This window comes from Pseudomonas sp. (genome assembly GCF_026224925.1).
Lineage (GTDB): Bacteria > Pseudomonadota > Gammaproteobacteria > Pseudomonadales > Pseudomonadaceae > Aquipseudomonas.
The window spans coordinates 1-17,317 of the sequence record NZ_JAMFRV010000154.1 but is presented as its reverse complement, the minus strand read 5'-3'; the positions used below and the strand labels follow the sequence as shown (position 1 = coordinate 17,317).

14 protein-coding genes and 2 pseudogenes are annotated in these 17,317 nt (G+C 53.4%); 8 read left to right on the top strand and 8 right to left on the bottom strand.

Translation table 11 applies throughout. The annotated features are described in order from the left end of the window. Window positions 1–59 precede the first annotated feature (59 nt). Together M0974_RS06615 and M0974_RS06610 are read left to right on the top strand one after the other, a co-directional pair. A pseudogene (locus tag M0974_RS06615) lies at window positions 60–1,610 on the top strand (IS3 family transposase). A gap of 39 nt (window positions 1,611–1,649) precedes the next feature. Further along, window positions 1,650–1,823 (top strand): annotated as a pseudogene (locus M0974_RS06610) (IS256 family transposase); the annotation flags it as partial. Between the two features lie 143 nt (window positions 1,824–1,966). On the opposite strand, the gene M0974_RS06605 reads toward M0974_RS06610, so the two are convergent. From M0974_RS06605 to M0974_RS06570, 8 genes are all read right to left on the bottom strand, one after another. After that, window positions 1,967–2,692, bottom strand: coding sequence for a nucleoside triphosphate hydrolase (locus M0974_RS06605; protein WP_297834296.1), 726 nt, complete (start codon window positions 2,690–2,692; stop codon window positions 1,967–1,969). Between the two features lie 148 nt (window positions 2,693–2,840). Further along, the gene (locus tag M0974_RS06600; RefSeq protein ID WP_297834293.1) at window positions 2,841–3,587 is read right to left on the bottom strand and encodes an aspartyl/asparaginyl beta-hydroxylase domain-containing protein; all 747 of its coding nucleotides are present in this window, start codon (window positions 3,585–3,587) and stop codon (window positions 2,841–2,843) included. A gap of 19 nt (window positions 3,588–3,606) precedes the next feature. Then, window positions 3,607–4,344, bottom strand: coding sequence for a hypothetical protein (locus M0974_RS06595; protein WP_297834290.1), 738 nt, complete (start codon window positions 4,342–4,344; stop codon window positions 3,607–3,609). Window positions 4,345–4,390: 46 nt separating this feature from the next. After that, window positions 4,391–5,116 (bottom strand): hypothetical protein, encoded by a 726-nt coding sequence (locus M0974_RS06590; protein ID WP_297834287.1) that lies wholly within the window; start codon window positions 5,114–5,116, stop codon window positions 4,391–4,393. A gap of 123 nt (window positions 5,117–5,239) precedes the next feature. Next, window positions 5,240–6,208 (bottom strand): diacylglycerol kinase family protein, encoded by a 969-nt coding sequence (locus M0974_RS06585; protein WP_297834284.1) that lies wholly within the window; start codon window positions 6,206–6,208, stop codon window positions 5,240–5,242. 76 nt (window positions 6,209–6,284) lie between these two features. Next, entirely contained in the window at window positions 6,285–7,364 is a 1,080-nt protein-coding gene (gene lptG, locus M0974_RS06580; protein WP_297834282.1) for an LPS export ABC transporter permease LptG, read from the bottom strand. Continuing rightward, complete coding sequence (gene lptF, locus M0974_RS06575) at window positions 7,361–8,437, bottom strand: LPS export ABC transporter permease LptF (protein WP_297834280.1); 1,077 nt, start codon at window positions 8,435–8,437, stop codon at window positions 7,361–7,363. The genes lptG and lptF overlap by 4 nt, the downstream gene beginning before the upstream one ends. Before the next feature lie 307 nt (window positions 8,438–8,744). Further along, window positions 8,745–9,887 (bottom strand): N-acetyltransferase, encoded by a 1,143-nt coding sequence (locus tag M0974_RS06570; RefSeq protein ID WP_297834278.1) that lies wholly within the window; start codon window positions 9,885–9,887, stop codon window positions 8,745–8,747. Between the two features lie 461 nt (window positions 9,888–10,348). Here M0974_RS06570 and M0974_RS06565 point away from each other — a divergent pair, with 461 nt between their 5' ends. The 6 genes from M0974_RS06565 (at window position 10,349) to M0974_RS06540 (ending at window position 17,173) form a co-directional block, all read left to right on the top strand. Then, the gene (locus M0974_RS06565) at window positions 10,349–12,100 is read left to right on the top strand and encodes a fatty acyl-AMP ligase (RefSeq protein ID WP_297834276.1); all 1,752 of its coding nucleotides are present in this window, start codon (window positions 10,349–10,351) and stop codon (window positions 12,098–12,100) included. Further along, entirely contained in the window at window positions 12,100–13,011 is a 912-nt protein-coding gene (locus M0974_RS06560) for an NAD(P)-dependent oxidoreductase (RefSeq protein WP_297834273.1), read from the top strand. Before M0974_RS06565 ends, M0974_RS06560 begins: the two co-directional genes overlap by 1 nt. A 34-nt stretch (window positions 13,012–13,045) precedes the next feature. Further along, window positions 13,046–13,306, top strand: a complete 261-nt coding sequence (locus tag M0974_RS06555) for an acyl carrier protein (RefSeq protein WP_297834270.1) — start codon at window positions 13,046–13,048, stop codon at window positions 13,304–13,306. Continuing rightward, window positions 13,293–14,498 carry an aminotransferase class I/II-fold pyridoxal phosphate-dependent enzyme gene (locus tag M0974_RS06550; protein ID WP_297834267.1) on the top strand — a complete coding sequence of 402 codons (1,206 nt, stop codon included), beginning with the start codon at window positions 13,293–13,295 and terminating at the stop codon, window positions 14,496–14,498. Before M0974_RS06555 ends, M0974_RS06550 begins: the two co-directional genes overlap by 14 nt. Window positions 14,499–14,608: 110 nt before the next feature. Continuing rightward, the gene (locus M0974_RS06545; protein WP_297834264.1) at window positions 14,609–16,339 is read left to right on the top strand and encodes an ABC transporter ATP-binding protein; all 1,731 of its coding nucleotides are present in this window, start codon (window positions 14,609–14,611) and stop codon (window positions 16,337–16,339) included. An 84-nt stretch (window positions 16,340–16,423) separates the two neighbouring features. Continuing rightward, window positions 16,424–17,173, top strand: coding sequence for a nucleoside triphosphate hydrolase (locus M0974_RS06540; protein ID WP_297834261.1), 750 nt, complete (start codon window positions 16,424–16,426; stop codon window positions 17,171–17,173). Window positions 17,174–17,317: the final 144 nt, after the last annotated feature.

Genomic DNA, 17,317 nt, shown 5'->3' with positions numbered 1-17,317 from the left:
AGTTGTCGCCTCAGCTGATTTATCAAAACGATAAATCGGGGGCGTCAAAGAGAGCTGTCATGTCGAGCTATTCACCCGAGCGTAACACTGCCCTTATCAACAAGTTACTGCCTCCTCAAAAAATGTCCGTGGCCGAGTTTTCGCGTCAGGAAGGCATCGCCCCACCCCCCTGTATGCTTGGCGCTCCAAGCTCAAAGCAGGAGGCGCTGTGGTACCCGGAGATAAAAGCAGTGCCGATAACTGGTCGGGCGAAGCCAAGTTCGCAGCGGTGTTGCATACCGCCACGCTGAGCGAAATCGAACTCAGCGAATACTGTCGTAGCAAGGGGTTGTATCCCGAGCAAATAGCCGCTTGGCGTCAAGCCTGCATCACCGGCCAGTTGTCCGCTCAGGCGCAACGCCAAGCAGAGCGAGAGCAGGCGCCGGCTGATAAAAATCGCATTGCCGAGCTGGAACGCGACCTACGTCGCAAGGACAAAGCGCTGGCAGAAACTGCCGCGATCCTGGTGTTGCGAAAGAAGATGAATGCCTTCTGGGGAAGCGACAACGAGGACGTCTGACCTCGCTGCAAGAACGGCTACAACTCGTTGAGCGTTTTAACCATGCCGTGGTTTCTGGTGCGCGTAAAGCGATTGCCAGTGCAGAGGTCGGCCTGTCGCTGCGCAGCCTGCAACGCTGGGCATTGACGCCGGTAATGCAAGCCGATGTGCGTACCACTACGCTGCGCCCGCGACCAGGCAATGCCCTGAGTGAGCAGGAGCGTTACGCTATTTTAGAGGTCTGCAACAGCCCGACAGTCGTCAGCCTGCCGCCCAGCCAGATCGTGCCAATGTTGGCCGATCAAGACCGTTACCTGGCCTCAGAGTCGACCTTTTACCGCGTCCTCAAGCAGGCTAATCAGCAGCACCGACGTGGCCGCAGCCATGCACCGCACAAACATGCATCGCCGACGACTCACCGTGCCGCCACCGCCAATCAGGTTTGGTCGTGGGACATCACCTATTTACCCTCGCCCGTGCGTGGAAAGTATTACTACCTGTATTTGATTGACGACATCTACAGCCGTATAGCCGTGGGCTGGGAGGTTTACGAGCAAGAAAGCGGCGAACGGGCTGCTGAACTGATGGAGCGCACGGTGCTTGCCGAACGTTGCGCAGGGCGGCCCTTGGTGCTGCACTCGGACAACGGCGCGCCGGTGAAGTCGGTGACGTTGCTGAGCAAACTGTACGACTTGGGTATCACTCCCTCACGCGGACGACCACGGGTCAGCAACGACAATCCCTACTCGGAGTCACTGTTTAGAACCCTAAAATACTGTCCGCAATGGCCTGCGGATGGCTTTGCAAATCTGGACGCAGCCCGCAGTTGGGTACGCGACTTTATCCGCTGGTACAACTATCAACACCGCCACAGTCGTATCCGCTTCGTGACCCCGCACAACGTCATCGCGGTGAAGATAAAGAGGTCTTGGCCAGGTGTCATGTACTGTATCAGCAAACTCGCAATCAACACCCTCGTCGCTGGTCAGGCGCGACGCGTAATTGGCAGCCCATTGGGGTCGTCACGCTTAACCCGGAAAGGGAGCTGCCGGTACTGAAAATAGCCGCATGAAAACACGGTTGACGCGACAACTACCTTGCAAAACGCCGCCTGCGTAAGGTGATCAAAACCCGCGCGTCATTTCCAACTGACGAGGCGGTGACGAAGCTATTTTACCTGGCGCTGAACAACATCAGCAAGAAGTGGACAATGCCGATCCGGGACTGGAAAGCGACCTTGAATCGCTTCAATACCCAGTTCGAAGATCGGCTGTTGTCGGTTTAACAGAAATTCCGGTTACACAAAATCTAGGGCACCCTTGGAATCGATGGGTTTGGATCTCGCCCGGAAATGTTCTTCAGCGCTTCTCTTAAGCTCTTCGGCACTGCAGTAGCTCCTGTTGGGACCATTACAATGGTTGTTAGTGATTATGGGATGTCAACGGACTTGCCTTCGTCAATACGACTGTATCCACGAGCTTCCAGGAACTTCGATACGGCCTCTTCAGCGGCACCGAACACTTCATCAAGAGGCGTGTTGGCGTCGATATCAACGATTTGTGCGCCTTGAAAAGTCAGTAGTGGGGTTACAGCTATTTTTCCGGCAAGCGATTCTTGGCGATGATCAGGCTTGCGAGCGCAGGCAACATCAAGATCAACATTTAGTTTTATCACTAAGTCTGGCTTATGATTGGCCATCCATTGAAAAGCTGCGCGTTCACGGCCTGCTAGCCATGTAACAAAGCGGCTACCTGATGCGTCGGCGGGAAACACTGTGCCGTCATAAGCACCCGGAATTTGCACCTGTGGAAAACGGTCAGCTAATACCATTAGCCCGCGTCGACGAAAAGCCAGCATGCGACGAAAGCGCAATAGTCGACGTAGCACGAAAAATATAATGACTAAAGCTGGCAGCGGGCCAATACGAGATTTGACGATTTTGACTTTATTACGCTCAATCGTCTTATCAAGATAATTACCTATGACGGGTATCTTTACAGCCGCACGCCCTACGTTCCCTGCCTGTTTACCCAAGTGAACTCTTGTGGCTGGCCCATATTTTTTTACATGGGTAATAAGGTGTTCGCAGACAGTGGATTTTCCAGAACCATCGCTGCCAATAACTGCGATGAGCGGTGGAAGTTTTGAATGCATAAAATACTCTCTTTTTCAGATGTCCTTAGAATATATCTTTATTGCGTTTCTGACGGCGAGCAATTGACCGGGACGTCTGTCCCTGTGCAGGCTGCAGCAATCTGGATATAAATGTTAAGGCAAGGCTAATCATACTCTGCTCTGCAGCTCAATTATTCTTGCGATTCCATGCTGATAAATTCTTGATAGGCTGTTTCACATAAGGGCTCACTTTCATCAATGCAAAAAGCATACGGTTAAAGAGCGTTCCAATTCGATCCATCGGCCGATCTATATCTAAAAACAATACGGCACGTAACTCATCCGTATCATTGCGCACTTCATGCTCATAGGAGTCATCAAACAGTACAACCTTACCTTCCTGCCAGTGCAGGACTTGGTCATCCACTCGAATCCAAACATCTTGCCAATTTTTTGGCACTTTGACGCCTAAGTGAGCGCGTATCACTGCACGCGTCGGGCCTTTGTGGGGAACTATGTGATAATGCTGCTTCAGAATAGAGAACATCGCCGTACGCATGTTTGGAATCGAGTTGACCGCTGCCGCAGTTAGTGGGCATAGTTCGCAGTTTTGTTCGATGCGCTTACCAAATATATACAGGCCAAAGGTTTTCCAATTGTCCCCCTTAGAGATTCGCTTTTGATCCGGGGATATTTGATGGAACGATGGAATATCTTCAGGCTTTTCAAGCAGGTGGTCAAGCTCAGCCCGTATCTCAGGCCAAGCACTCTCAAGATGCGCCACCCAGTCAAATTCGTCATTACTGATTTTTGGTGTAGTAGAGACCAGCGAATGACGCGACTGGAAACGCCCATTCCAGCGTAAAAAGCGCTTCCCAATGTTAATGAGTAACCGCCGCCATAGAGGATGCAGCGCGGGTTGAGATGGTTGCATGTGAAATTCTCGCTCCTAATCAGATGACTCCAGTTCTGCGCTGAGAGGCTGCAGCAACTGAAGATATAGCGTTTAGTGCTTTTTCCAGCACTTCACTAAATGGAGCTCTAGCATCCAGTTCGAGAATTCTAGAGTCGTTGTAGTGAAGCTTAGCCATGACATCAATTTTATACCGCAACTCCATATCGCTATGGTCAGGTTTGCGAGAAATAGCGGTGTCGATATCAATATCAAGGCGAATGATTAATTCGGGGCGGTATGAAGCCATCTGGTGATACAGTCGTCGCTCGCGTGTTGCCAAGCGAGTCATCAGCCAGCCCGTCACGCGTTCCACGCCAATGCCAGGCCCATCATAGTGAAATCCTGAAATCTCTGCCTGCGGATAGCGATCACTAATAACCAATACGCCGCTCCGTGCCAAACGCTGTACATTGCGTAAGTTAGACATACGCCACAATGAGAGCCCGTACATAATCAAAGCAGCCCAGAGCGCTGGAGACGTGCTACTCATACTCTGAGTCTTCTCAGATTTGGCAGCCAAGCGCCGCTCAAGCCATGCACCAATTAAAGGCAGGCGTTTAATCTTATCGCCATTCTCGCCGGAGATTAGCCCTAAATAACGACGTTCAGCCACCCACCGCGACTCCAGCCTTTTTACTAACTCTGCGGTAAGCGTAGACTTTCCCGTGCCATCGCAGCCGACTACCGCAACAAGTCCGGCAACATATGCGGGTGACGAATAATTTTCTGTATTCATTCTATCTGCTTGTATTTACTTCAGCATTATCAGGGTAATCACAAGCCTAAACTCGTGAAGGCGAAAGAGAGGTTCGAATCACGCGTAACGACTCATCGAGAATTTTACTCGCGGGCTCTCGACCATCTAGGTCAAGAATCTTCGCGCCATTAAAAGTGAGATGTGGTATGACAGCAATTTTTTCACGCAAAGCCGAAAGCTTATGATCAGGTTTGCGTGAGTGTGCCGATTGTTCATCAATATCAAGCCGAATCAATAACAGGGGGGGATAAGAGGCCATCCATTGGTACAACTTTTGCTCGCGTTTTCTAAGCGCGCGCACCCAATAGTTACCTCCAGTCGTTTTTGCTAGCTGCGGACCATCAAACCGGAACCCCGCCACTTCAGCTTGAGGGTAGCGATCTGTGATCAGCAGATGCCCCTGTCGGCTCTTCGCCAACATTCTCCGGAATTTGTAAGCTCTCCAGCAAGAGAGTAAGTAGATCGCCAGCGTTGTTACATTACTTGGAGGTGTCGACGGACGATCGTGCACACAATCAGACTTCGCCAATAGGTAACGACCAAAGGGAGCGCCGATAATGGGTAGGCGACTGATCCATTCGCCTATGCGCCCCGACGACTGCCCAAGATAAAGCAACTCCGTCGAGTACTGCGAAGATAAATCGCTTACTAGGCTAGCAGCCAAGGTCGACTTACCTGAACCATCACAACCCGTTATCGCGATCACTTGCAGCGGGGGATGATTGGCAATAGCTCTAATCTGTTGGCTCACACTAAAATCCTATATAAAAGAATCAGTTATATGCTAATCCACTCGGGGTCCAAGATATTAGTTCCACTTAGCCGTGGCAGCGAGGCAATAGCGCTATAGCGATATGCATCATTTGGCCCCTCGTTAAATTAAAATGAAGCGAACAGCGGTGTTAGCCGAAAGACGAAGTGAGCCCTGCGTAGAAAAAATTTCGCCATCGAGCAGATATTCGCTCAAGTCTTCAATGGTGGAATGGGTCACGTTGTGGCTGATATAGGCCTGACTATTTCTGACCGTCGCGTTGGTTTTGCCACGCAAAAGGAAGAACAGCGCGGTGAGTAAGCGCGGGGCGCGATGGGTGATGGCGGTGAAGTGCATGGGTGCCTTTTCGGTTCCCCAATAGGGTGTGCTGCCGAGCAGTAATGTGTCCAGGGTGGTGGCCAAAATCAGCAGCCATTCGGCATGCACAGGCTGCTTTTTCAGATGCAGCCTTGCCTTGGTGGCCGGCAAAAGTGGGTGCTCACGGTTGCTGAACAGCGATAGCAGCGTGCGCACAAAGGCGAGTGACGGACCCAAGGCTCCGCGCACGCCTTTGGGGCGTACGCTGCCATGGAAATACCTGACCCCGCTGATAATGGCGCCTGCACCGAAAAACATCCCGTACTGGGGTGGCGTTAGGCTCGAGTCAGCAACTTGGACTACCTTACGCGGGCGGGTTATCGGTGCCGAAGTCTTGCCGCTGATCCAGTCATGAAGGGCCTGTAATGCCGCGGCGGGTTTCAGGCGCATACCCAAATCGGCTGCACTCATATTGGTGGTGCCTGCGGCGACTACTAGAACTCGGGGGGTTACCTGCAGCTCAAGCCTTAGCATTGCTGTAAGGGCGGCTTGCAGGCTGCCATCCCCGCCGATGACCACCAGCAAATCTTCAGCCGCCAATTCGAAAGTATTCACTGCCTCTGTGATCTTCTCCGGGGATGAGGCTTCTATCACTGTGGCAGCCGGTACCTGTTCGGCAAGCTGGCGCAGTTGCGCCAGGTGCCGTCGAACATGGCCGCTCTTAGGGTTGAGGATTATGCCAGTCCGCCGAGGACGAGATGTTGATTCAATCATGCTTGCTGCCCATCCTTCAGAGGGGTAATTAAATACAGTAGCCGGCGGCCGATCGTGATCATCTTCGTATGGCGCACTATGACGCTCGATCAAAGCGATAGCTGAGCATCAGGGCGATAGCCAGTAGGGCAAGCGATGGGGTCAATGTCGTCAGCATGACATTGCCATTGAGCAATAAGCCCAGGTTGGCGACGATTTGGTTGCTGACATAAATCAGCAGCCCCACGACGGCGCCAATGGCCAAACGACCACCCAGGCCAGGAGAGCGTTGTTGTGTGAACGTGAAAGGCACTGAAAACAGAATCATCGCCAGGGTCAGGATAGGGCGGCCCAGTTTTTGCCACATCGCCATTTCATACTCGGCGCTCGGCTGGTCTGAACCTTTCAGGAATTGGATGTAATGATGCAGCTGTTTGATCGAGAAGCTGTCTGTGGGCAGTGCCAGTTCCTTCAGGTGTCGCCCGGGGAAGACTGATTGCCAAACCATGTAGTCCTGCTGACGTGTGCTTTCATCAGACAATTCCCACTCTTTGATTTGCGGGTTTTTAAGTAACCATGTGCCATCTGTCCGAATATCTGCACTGTCGGCAAAGATGTATGACTTCAGCTGCATGTCCGACGTGTACTGGAATATCTCAATATTGACCGGCCTGTTATGTCGAGACAGTACGCCGATACGCGCCACCTCATTACCGTTCCGAGCCCAGATGCTGCCCGTGGGGCTTGCGGCTTCATCTGAAACGGCAAGCGCTTCATTTTTTATTTGCACGGCGTGCTGCTGTAAAGGCGATGCAACCCATTCATCCATGACGCCCAGCAACACCACCAGGATCAAGCCGGCTATTACCGTGGTGAGGGCAATTTGGAGGATGGAAATTCCAGCGGTGCGCATGGCGGTCAATTCCTGGGTCAACGCGAGTTGCCCCAGCCCCGTGATCCCGCCCAGCAGCGCTATGAAAGGGCCCAGGTCCACCGCGCGCCGAGGCAGCGTCATCAAGACGACTTCCAGCGCCTGGGTCCAGCGATAGCCGCCGGAGGTCACGTCATCGAGTTCGCTGATCAGATCAAAGGTCGTGAACAAGGGGAGCAACAGGGCTGCCGCTGCAACGAATCCGATCAGCACGTTGCGAATCAGGTAGAGGCTCGTGATTCTCATTTAAAGCGCAGTCGCAAAAAGGATAGATCTCGGGCAATGAATATCAGCAATGCCACGCCCATTAACAGCGGAACTGACCACACGCCAGGCGTTTGCGAGATGGATGCATTCCCGACCAGCGACCTGCAAATGTTGCCTGCATAAAAGATCACCGCGAACAGCGTTGCGATGGGCAGCAATGTAGAAAAACGCCCCTTGCGCGGAGCGGTTCTGCTTAGGGGCACCGCCAGTAAGGCAAGCAGTATGGCGCTCACGCCGCGGGTTTCGCGCCACTGCAACTCGGCTTTATCCTGCGGGGCCGTGGAGGCGATCAGCATTGCGGTGGATGTGGATTTTCGTTTGTTGTCTGCTTCACGCTCTATCGGCTTCAGGTGCAACAGCATTTGATGGCTGAACGTGTTGGTCACATCCTTGGCATTATTGTGTTCCAGGGAATACGACGTGCCGTTGGTAAGTTCCACGATAGGGGCGTCAGGATTAGAGTCCACGATTTTGACCAGGTTTGAGCGAAAGATCCGGGATCTTCCTTCGCCTGCATCGTAGATCAACACGTTTTTAAGGCTGCCGGACGCACGATCAATGCTTTCGGCAAGGATCATCCTTCCGTTGTCTTGATTGAGATTGAAGCGTTGGGGCAAGAGATGGTTGACGTCCAGATCGGTCTTGGATGCGTGTTCCAACTCATAGGCCTGGGTATACGCCCATGGACGGCCATAGACCGAGAGTACGGTCACGGCAATCGCAATCGGGATGGAAAGCAATGCAATTGCTCTATACAGGCGCAGCGGGCTGGCCCCTGAGGCAAGAATGGCAGTGACTTCCGAGTCGTGATAGAGCCTGCCCAGTGCGATTGCAACCGAGGCATACAGCGCGACCGGAACCAGCGTTTCGAGCGCGATAATGACCTTGTAAAACACCATGTCTAGCACGGACTGCAACGCTAAGGTGCCATTGGCAGCTTGTGTCAGGTAGCGTTCTGCCGAGTAACTGGCGAACACAAAAGTTAGGATGCCGACCATTACCGAAACGGGACGCCGAATTTCGGCAATGATGTAGCGATCAATCAGAAGCATTATTCAGGCCTTGTTGTCAGGCTGAGTTGCAAGAAAAAATGCCTCTACCTGCGAAGCGAAAAGGCGGCGAACGACATGGGATGTCATCTCGCTGTCAAATGGTCAGATGATGTCCAAGCTGACTCTTTCTGTAGCAGTTTTTCGACGTGCCTGTGATCGAAGATCGAGACGGTGTCGACAGCCGCTTCAGCGAAAGGCATGATAATTGTCCCCACTCGTACGCCGTCTGTTGCGCAAATGCGTTGCGTCGTTTGTTCGAGCGGTATGGTCGGCAGCCAACACTGCCAGCGCTGGAAAGCGCGGTCGATCAGATATGCTTTTCATACAGGCGATAGCGTTTGTAAGCGTTGGCGCCCATCCGTTCCATGATGGTGCGCATGCCCGTATTGGTTTCAAGAATCCAGGACATTTCAAACGCGCCTATCTTGCGCTTGATAAAGGACTTCTTCAGTGCCTCAACCAGTAGCAGTGCCAGGGTGGGGCCCCGCCTGCTGAATTGATAATGCTGCTTGACCCCCATAAGTGGAATCCGCGCCGTCCGGGTTCCCGTCACTTTTAATTTCCACAGCAAACGAAGCCAACCAAACGGCAGTAACCGGCCGTTCAAGGGCAGGATCGCCTCATTGATGTTGGGCATCGCCACAATAAATGCACAGGGCTCGCCATCGATCTCGGCAATGTAGATAAAATCATTGGGTACCAGAAGCTTCAATTGCGCGCCCATTTCGCTGAATTCTTTCTCGGTGAATGGAACAAACCCCCAGTTTTTGGCCCAGGCGTCGTTGAAAATGTCTCTAAGCGTCTGCATTTCGGCTTCGAATCTGCTTCTGTCGAGCGGTCGGATCTGAATTCGCGCACGCTCGCGCGCCATCATCGCCTTCAGTGGCGCAGGGAATTTTATCTCGTCGATACGCATCCAATAAGCCAGCAGGTCTATGGCGGGTGCGTAGTGTTGAGCCAAGAGGTGTTTCTGATAATAAGGGTGGCCGTGGTTCATTAGCGCCGAAGGTGGCGTGTCGAAACCTTCAATCAGCAGTCCGCTTTCCTGATTGATATTCAGGCTGAACGGACCTGTAATCTGCTTGGCGCCGTGTTCTCGCAGCCACGATTCAGCGGCAGAGAACAAACTGTTGAAGACCTCTTGATCATCAATAGCCTCAAGCATCCCAAAATGCCCGGTGTCAGGGCCATAGAGTTCACGATGAAGTGTGTCGATCTGGGCAGTGATACGTCCGACCGGCACGCCATCGCGTTTGGCAATCCAAGCGCACCACGTAATGTGTTCGGAAGCTGGATTCTTGACTGAAAGGTGTTCGCGACGCTCAAGATGAAGCGGTTCAATCCAGCAAGGATCATCCTTGTAAAGCGAACCCGCTAAAGAGATGAAAGCATTCAGATCCTGATGATCCTTCACCTTTTCCGTAACAATTGGGGAGCTCATTTTTTTCATGAAAATACGTGTCTACTTTTCGGCGGATCGGGGTGAAATGCTTTAAGGGCGGTACCGTCCTTAACCTGTTTAGTTGCAACCAAATAGCTAGTTTTCTCATCTAATTTCATGTGGCCATGCCATTAGTGCGTGGAATACTCAATTGTAAGGCGTAGCGCCGCGATGGGAAGCTTTAATGTGATGTAATAGTCTTTTACCGTTTTTGGGATAATGTAATTTCCAACTATCGTTGAGATGGATTCCCTGTATCGATGATTTAGATAGTTGTTGCGGACGTACTGTGTATTAGGCTTTACATACTTTTTACGATATAGGGTCTGTGGTCGGTTAGATGGTTTTTCCGGCTGCGCTATTTGACTAAGACTTTATTTTCCTGCGCAGAACGATGAGTTTGTCTTGTGTGGCTTTCTTTTACTGGCGCAGTACTCCTGCGTTGCGGTACCTGAATTGAGATTAATTTAATGGCTGTCCTTTATTTGTCAGAGACCCCTTCTAACCAAGAGCTTGCGCAACGCCTCGCGGATTTCCCTACCCTGGTTGAGGCTCTGGATTACGCAGCGCTTGGACGAACGGGCATGAATTATTATGACAGACGGTGCCACTTAACGGCTGTGGTTGACTATCGGATGTTGAAGCGGCGAGCTGTTGCAGCTGCCAAGAGGTTACTGGGGCTTGGACTGCGTAAAGGTGATCGTGTTGCGCTTATTGCGGATACGGCCCCGTACTTCGCAGAAGTGTTTTTTGCCTGTCAATACGCCGGTCTTATCCCCGTACCTCTGTCGATTCCGATCGGTGTTGGTCATCACCATTTGTATGTTGAGAAGTTGCGCGAGCTACTTGCCAGTTGTGCACCATCAGCTGTTTTCGGTGGTGAAGAGTGGCTGCCGTTCGTGTATGAGGCCATCGATGCGACCACGCAAAAATTCATTGGAACGGCTGAAAAACTTGAAGCCCTCCCGTTAGTTGAAGTGGGGCTTGCTAGTCCTCAGCCTGACGATATCGCGTACTTGCAATATACCTCCGGTAGTACGCGGTTCCCTCGTGGTGTTGTGGTTACCCAACGGTCGGTTATGGCGAACCTGCGTGGTATTAGTCATGACGGTATCAGGCTGCAAGCAGGCGACCGTTGTGTCTCATGGTTACCGTTTTATCACGACATGGGGCTGGTCGGGTTTGTCCTGACGCCTATCGCAACCCAGTTGTCGGTCGATTACCTGCGCACGCAGGATTTTGCCATGCGGCCGCGGCAGTGGTTGAACTTGATGAGCCGAAACCGAGGCACCGTTTCCGTGGCGCCACCTTTTGGCTATGACCTGTGCGTACGTCGATGCAGTGAGAGCGAAGTCGCCAACCTGGACCTTTCTCAATGGCGTGTTGCGGGGGTTGGCGCAGAGCCGATCGGGATTGCAACACTCAATCGTTTTGCAAAACATTTTGCTGGTGCAGGCTTCAATTCCAACGCCTTTATGCCGTGTTACGGTCTGGCTGAAAACACGCTGGCCGTGAGTTTCGCACCGCACGGAGTTGGGGGGCAGGTCGACTGCATTGATCGAGATGCCCTGGAGCTTGAGGGGCGGGCAGTGACTGCGACCGATGCCTCCAGTGCCACCCGCACTTTTGTCAATTGCGGCGGTGCGTTACCGGGCCATCACATTGAGGTGCGCGATAAAGTAGGTAAGGTGCTGGCTGAGCGTTGCGTCGGTCGGATCTATATTTCCGGGCCTAGCCTGATGCAGGGTTACTTCCGTGACGCAGAGTCCATCAAGCAACTCGAACAAACCCAATGGCTGGATACCGGTGATCTTGGTTATCTGTTCAACGGTAATCTGTACATCACCGGCCGCAAGAAGGATTTGATCATTATTCGGGGCCGAAATATCTGGCCCCAAGATATCGAGGTCGTCGCTGAGACAGAACCCGAGGTCAGGCCCGGTGACGCTATCGTATTCATCGTCCATAACGATGGAGAGCCTGCGGTAGTGATGCAGGTTCAATGCCGCATCCTGGCTCAGGATCGGCGGGATTATTTGCTGCGTACGCTGTCTGCCAAGATCCATAGCGAGTTTGGCCTTTCACCGGAAATAAACCTGGTGCCGCCTCACAGCATACCCAGAACGTCGTCGGGCAAGCCTGCTCGGGCCGAGGCTCGCAAGCGATTTCTCAGCCAGAGGAATTCCCCCTGCGAAATGTTGGCAGCTGTAGGTTCCGCATAATGGCGCTGGTCGTTGCCCTGACAGGAGGAAGTGGGTTTATTGGTGGCCAAATAGCACGCATGCTCGTCGCGCAAGGTTGCACGATTCGCGCGTTGAGCAGGAAGCAGTCAGGCTTCAATCAGGGGGTTGAATGGGTGCGGGGGAGTCTGGAAAGTCCCCGTGCACTTGCCGAGCTAATGGCGGGCGCGAATGTGGTGGTCCACTGCGCTGGCGCGGTTAGGGGGCGCAATGCTCAAAGCTTCCATGAGGTCAATGTGCAAGGCAGTCGCCGCGTGATGGACGCGGCCCGTAACTCTGGGACCTGTGAGCGCTTTCTCCATATGTCCTCACTGGCGGCTCGCTATCCTGATTTGTCATGGTATTCCAAGTCTAAGTTCGACGCAGAGCAGCAAGTTCTCAGCGCAGCCGGGCACGTCAAAGTCGGAATCTTCAGGCCTACAGCGGTTTATGGGCCCGGCGACCAGGAGCTGCAACCGCTGTTCTCTTGGTTGCTTCGCGGGTTATTGGTCAGATTAGGCACCACCGAGTCCCATCTGTCTTTCGTACATGTGTTTGACCTTACCGCGGCTGTCTTGCAATGGATCAGCTCGCCAACTGCAAAGCCGGCCACCTACGAGATTAGTGACGGCACGCTTGGTGGATATAGCTGGAAAGGTTTGGCCAAGATTGGGGCCGACATCCGTGAGGCAAGCGTGCGACAGATCCCTGTTTCGATAGCTCTGTTGCAAGGCATTGCACGTGTCAATTTAGCGCTCTCGTACCTGATTCGTCGGTCACCCATGCTGACTTCAAGCAAGGTGAACGAACTGATCCATTGCGACTGGACGTGCAGCAACAGGGATATCACCAATGCCATTGGTTGGATGCCGAGAATTACGCTTCGGCGCGCCTTGCAAGACAGGCTGTTCTGACAAACCCGAATTTTAGATTTTCATGAGGTCGATAATGTTCACGCAAGAAATGATTTTAGAAAAGGTTCTGATTTGTCTCCGGGAATTGCTTCCCACCGCTCAAAATGTAGGTGCCGACAGCGACCTGGTTGATGAGCTGGGGATTGAATCCATCAAAATGATGGACCTGCTGATGAAGCTTGAAGATGAGTACGATCTTTCCATCCCTGTCAATATTTTGATGGATGTGCGAACGCCCCGGCAGCTTGCCACCTCCCTTGTTGCGTATATGGAGAATGGCAATGGCGCTTTATGACAGGTTCAGCCGTCTGGCGGCCGAGCGGGCCAGGTTTCAGGATTCGGGCCCAAGCCCCTTCGGTACATGTATCGAGGATATTTACTCCGCGACCGAAGGCCGTATTGGAGGAAAAAACGTCATTCTGGCAGGCACCAATAACTACTTGGGTCTGACATTCGATCCGAACGCGATTGTCGCTGCACAGCGCGCGCTGGCGATTGAGGGTACAGGCACGACCGGTTCGCGAATGGCCAATGGCAGCTACGGCGGCCATATGGCCCTTGAGGCCGAGCTGGCAGAGTTCCTGGATCGTCCGTCGGTAATGGTGTTCTCGACAGGGTACGTTGCAAATCTTGGTGTCATCGGATCGCTAGCTGGACCCCGCGAAGTGGTTCTGCTGGATGCCGACTGTCATGCGAGCATTTATGATGCGTGTGTATTGGGTGGTGCCGAAGTCATTCGTTTTCAGCACAACGACGCCAAGGATCTGGAGCGCCGCATGCTGCGCTTGGGAGAGCGAGCCAAGGATGCGCTGATCATCGTTGAGGGCATCTACAGCATGCTGGGAGATACGGCTCCCCTCAAAGAAATCGCTGAGATCAAACGGCGCTTAGGCGGGTATCTGATAGTCGATGAAGCGCATTCGTTTGGTGTGATGGGCGCCAACGGTAGAGGCCTGGTAGAAGCGTTAGGCGTTGAAGATGACGTCGATATCATCCTTGGTACGTTCAGCAAAAGTCTGGCCGCAATTGGCGGTTTCGCCGCAGGCAAAACCCGCGAGATGGAAGTACTGCGGTATGCGAGTCGACCTTACATTTTCACGGCGTCGCCGTCACCGTCAATTATTGCTTCGGTGCGTTCGGCATTGAAAACCGTCGCATCGCGTCCGGAACTGCGTGAGCGCCTCTGGAGTAATGCGCGCCGACTGTATGACGGCTTAGCGAATCTAGGTTACGCGCTCGGGCCAGACGTCAGCCCAGTCGTCCCGGTAATGGTCGGTACCAAGGAGCAGGGGCTGCAGTTTTGGCGAGCGCTTATCGACCTGGGGGTATACGTCAATCTGGTGCTTCCACCCGCTACACCGGCAGGGATTACGTTGGTACGCTGCAGTGTCAGTGCAGCGCACACACCGAAACAAATTGACCAAATTATCCAGGCGTTTTCGGTGCTGCGTACCTCAGCCATTCTCGATAAAGAACAGCCTGAATAAGCAGGTAGAGCCGCCGCGACCTTCGCCGCAAATCTGGAGGGGCGCAAGCAACTGGTCATTTGGCGCAGCGAACTGTGCGGCAATGAACCTGATTATCAAGTGTGAGTGCCATGCGTATTATATTTGCTTTTGGTCGGAGCTATCCGACACGTACCTTCCTGATGCTGCTGAGTCTTATCGTCGCAGGGATGGTCGAGAGCGTAAGTTTGACCACTATGTTGCCTCTGGTTTCGGTGATGCTGGGCGACAACGCTCATTCATCATTTGGCGTGCACATCGTAAATGCTCTGCAGATGGTGGGATTGCAGCCAACTATTATCGTTCTGCTATCCATCATCCTCGTCGGTATGGCGTTGAGCAGCCTATTGATTCTTTTGGCCAATCGGCAGGTGGGTTACACCGTCGCTCGCGTGGCCACGGACTTACGGGTTGATCTGATCAACGCCACGCTGGCGAGTCGTTGGGAGCATTATCTGCGACAGCCCGGCGGCGCACTTGCAAATGCCGTTGCGACCGAGGCTTATCGCGCATCTACCGCGTACGAACATGCTGCGAACATGGTCGCGCTCTCTATTCAGGCTATTGCTTACGCGGTTATTGCGTTGATCGTTTCCTGGCAGGCCGCTCTGATCTGTCTTCTTGTGGGCTTGGCAATCCTTATCGGGCTGCGCGGATTGGTCAAGACATCCCGCCGCGCGGGCAAAAGTCAAACCGGTCTGATGAGAGACCTGCTGGTTAATCTGAGCGATACGCTGGGTTCGGTTAAACCGCTAAAGGCAATGGCGCGTGAGGACATTGCCGATTCGCTGCTGCGCCATCAGGCCACAGAGTTGAACGCGGCGATGGAAAAAGAAGTCAACAGCCGGGAAACCCTGCGCGCATTGCAGGAACCACTCCTGGCCATTCTCGCCGCGGCCGGCCTTTACGCAGGACTTGTGGTCTGGAAGCTGCCGTTGTCTTCGGTAATGGTGCTCATATTCATGGTCGTGCGGGTCTTGGGGCTCATGCACAAAGCGCAGCAGCGCTACCATCGTATGGCCGCGCAGGAGAGTGCATTTTGGGCTCTGCGTGAGGCCGTAGATACAGCCTCTGCTCAGGCTGAACCCAAAGGGGGCAGCGTGCTGCCAACCTTGAACCAGCAAATCGCGTTGAAGAATGTGTCGTTCAACTATGGTGGGCGTACGGTCTTGGATGATGTTTCGATTGCTTTTAAAGTCGGGACCATGACCACCCTGGTCGGTCCATCCGGCGCGGGCAAAACGACAATTCTGGACCTCTTGTGCGCACTGCTCGCGCCTCAGACCGGCCAGATATTGGTGGATGGTATCCCCCTGACAGAACTTGACCGGCGTCACTGGCGCCGACTGATCGGGTACGTAACCCAGGAGACGCTGTTGCTGCATGACACCATTCTGGCGAACGTAACATTGGGTGAGCCCGCATTGACGGCAGCCGATGCTGAGCGGGCGTTGCGTCAAGCCGGCGCCTGGGAGTTTGTTGAAAAGCTCCCCGACGGCATGAACTCGGTTGTAGGGGAGCGCGGCGGCCAGCTTTCCGGCGGCCAGCGACAGCGCATTGTGATTGCCCGGGCTCTGGCTCACCGCCCACGGCTATTGATTCTCGATGAAGCTACCAGCGCACTCGACCCTGAGTCGGAGTACGACATCTGCACATCGTTGAAGTCTCTGACACCAGAAATCACCATCATTGCCGTTTCTCACCGGCCTCGGTTGATCGAGATAGCCGATGAGGTTGTGCAGCTTAAAGACGGTGCAATGAAGCGGGTGACAGATGAGTTCTGCAAGGTTGATGGGTTGTCCGGCGTGGACTCGGCGGTGTGATTTATTGATAGCGGCTGAGGCATTAGAATGAAATTTTTGAGTTACAAGAATCAACAAGTTCCTGGTGAGAAGTTCGAGCTTTCAATGACTGAAAGGCAAGCCAGTCAAGAACATCCAGGGAGCACGCAGGGTAAGGCTGGTTTAGCGCCTTTGATTGCGTTTGTGGGTTGTGACGGCGCAGGGAAGTCCACCGTATCCGACGCCATCGTTTTGTGGATGCAGGAATCGCGCATCACCGAAAGCTACCACTTGGGCATCCAGTCGAAATCGCTGGGCGAGGCTTTGGTGAAGCTGCCGTTGGTAGGGAAAAAGATTGATCGTCTTATCGCCGCCAACTCTCCTCGTGGAAACCCCAGCCATGATCAGGAGGGTGAGGGTCCTACGACGATCGCCGCATTCGCGATCTTTTTACTGTCACTCAGGCGCTGGCACCGTTACCAGAAAATGATGGTGTTGCGGCGTGGCGGTGTAGCCATCGTGGCCGACCGTTTTCCGCAAATCGCCGTGCTGAAAATGAAAATTGACGGCCCTGGCCTTGCCGCTGGCAAATGTCGCAACGCCGTGGTCCGTTTTTTGGTCCGGCGCGAAAAGGCACTTTACACCTATATGGTCAGCTACCGTCCGGACCTGGTCATTCGCTTGAATGTCGATCTGGAAACAGCATTTGCACGCAAACCAGATCATCGTTACGAGTCATTGGCGCTGAAAATTGCCCAAGTTCCGATGCTGGAGTATCAGGGCGCGCCCATTCTGGATCTCGATAGCAGCGAACCGCTTGAGGATGTGATTGCGCAGGCCAAGCAGGCTATCTCTTCGCGCTTGGCGAATCGTTGAAACATCTCATGGCAGGTTCTCCCTCGCACAGTAATGACCCGACTCCGAACGATGACCGCTTGCTGGCACCCTTGATCGCCATCATCGGTTCCGATGGGGCAGGGAAGACCTCTCTGGCCTCCTACTTGTGCTCGGTTCTGCATG

Coding starts and splice junctions, on each gene's coding strand:
- M0974_RS06550 (WP_297834267.1), top strand. CDS start 13,293: ATGGCGCTTTATGACAGGTTCAGCCGTCTGGCGGCCGAGCGGGCCAGG.
- M0974_RS06605 (WP_297834296.1), bottom strand. CDS start 2,692: ATGCATTCAAAACTTCCACCGCTCATCGCAGTTATTGGCAGCGATGGT.
- M0974_RS06555 (WP_297834270.1), top strand. CDS start 13,046: ATGTTCACGCAAGAAATGATTTTAGAAAAGGTTCTGATTTGTCTCCGG.
- M0974_RS06570 (WP_297834278.1), bottom strand. CDS start 9,887: ATGAAAAAAATGAGCTCCCCAATTGTTACGGAAAAGGTGAAGGATCAT.
- M0974_RS06585 (WP_297834284.1), bottom strand. CDS start 6,208: ATGATTGAATCAACATCTCGTCCTCGGCGGACTGGCATAATCCTCAAC.
- M0974_RS06595 (WP_297834290.1), bottom strand. CDS start 4,344: ATGAATACAGAAAATTATTCGTCACCCGCATATGTTGCCGGACTTGTT.
- lptG (WP_297834282.1), bottom strand. CDS start 7,364: ATGAGAATCACGAGCCTCTACCTGATTCGCAACGTGCTGATCGGATTC.
- M0974_RS06565 (WP_297834276.1), top strand. CDS start 10,349: ATGGCTGTCCTTTATTTGTCAGAGACCCCTTCTAACCAAGAGCTTGCG.
- lptF (WP_297834280.1), bottom strand. CDS start 8,437: ATGCTTCTGATTGATCGCTACATCATTGCCGAAATTCGGCGTCCCGTT.
- M0974_RS06600 (WP_297834293.1), bottom strand. CDS start 3,587: ATGCAACCATCTCAACCCGCGCTGCATCCTCTATGGCGGCGGTTACTC.
- M0974_RS06560 (WP_297834273.1), top strand. CDS start 12,100: ATGGCGCTGGTCGTTGCCCTGACAGGAGGAAGTGGGTTTATTGGTGGC.
- M0974_RS06540 (WP_297834261.1), top strand. CDS start 16,424: ATGACTGAAAGGCAAGCCAGTCAAGAACATCCAGGGAGCACGCAGGGT.
- M0974_RS06545 (WP_297834264.1), top strand. CDS start 14,609: ATGCGTATTATATTTGCTTTTGGTCGGAGCTATCCGACACGTACCTTC.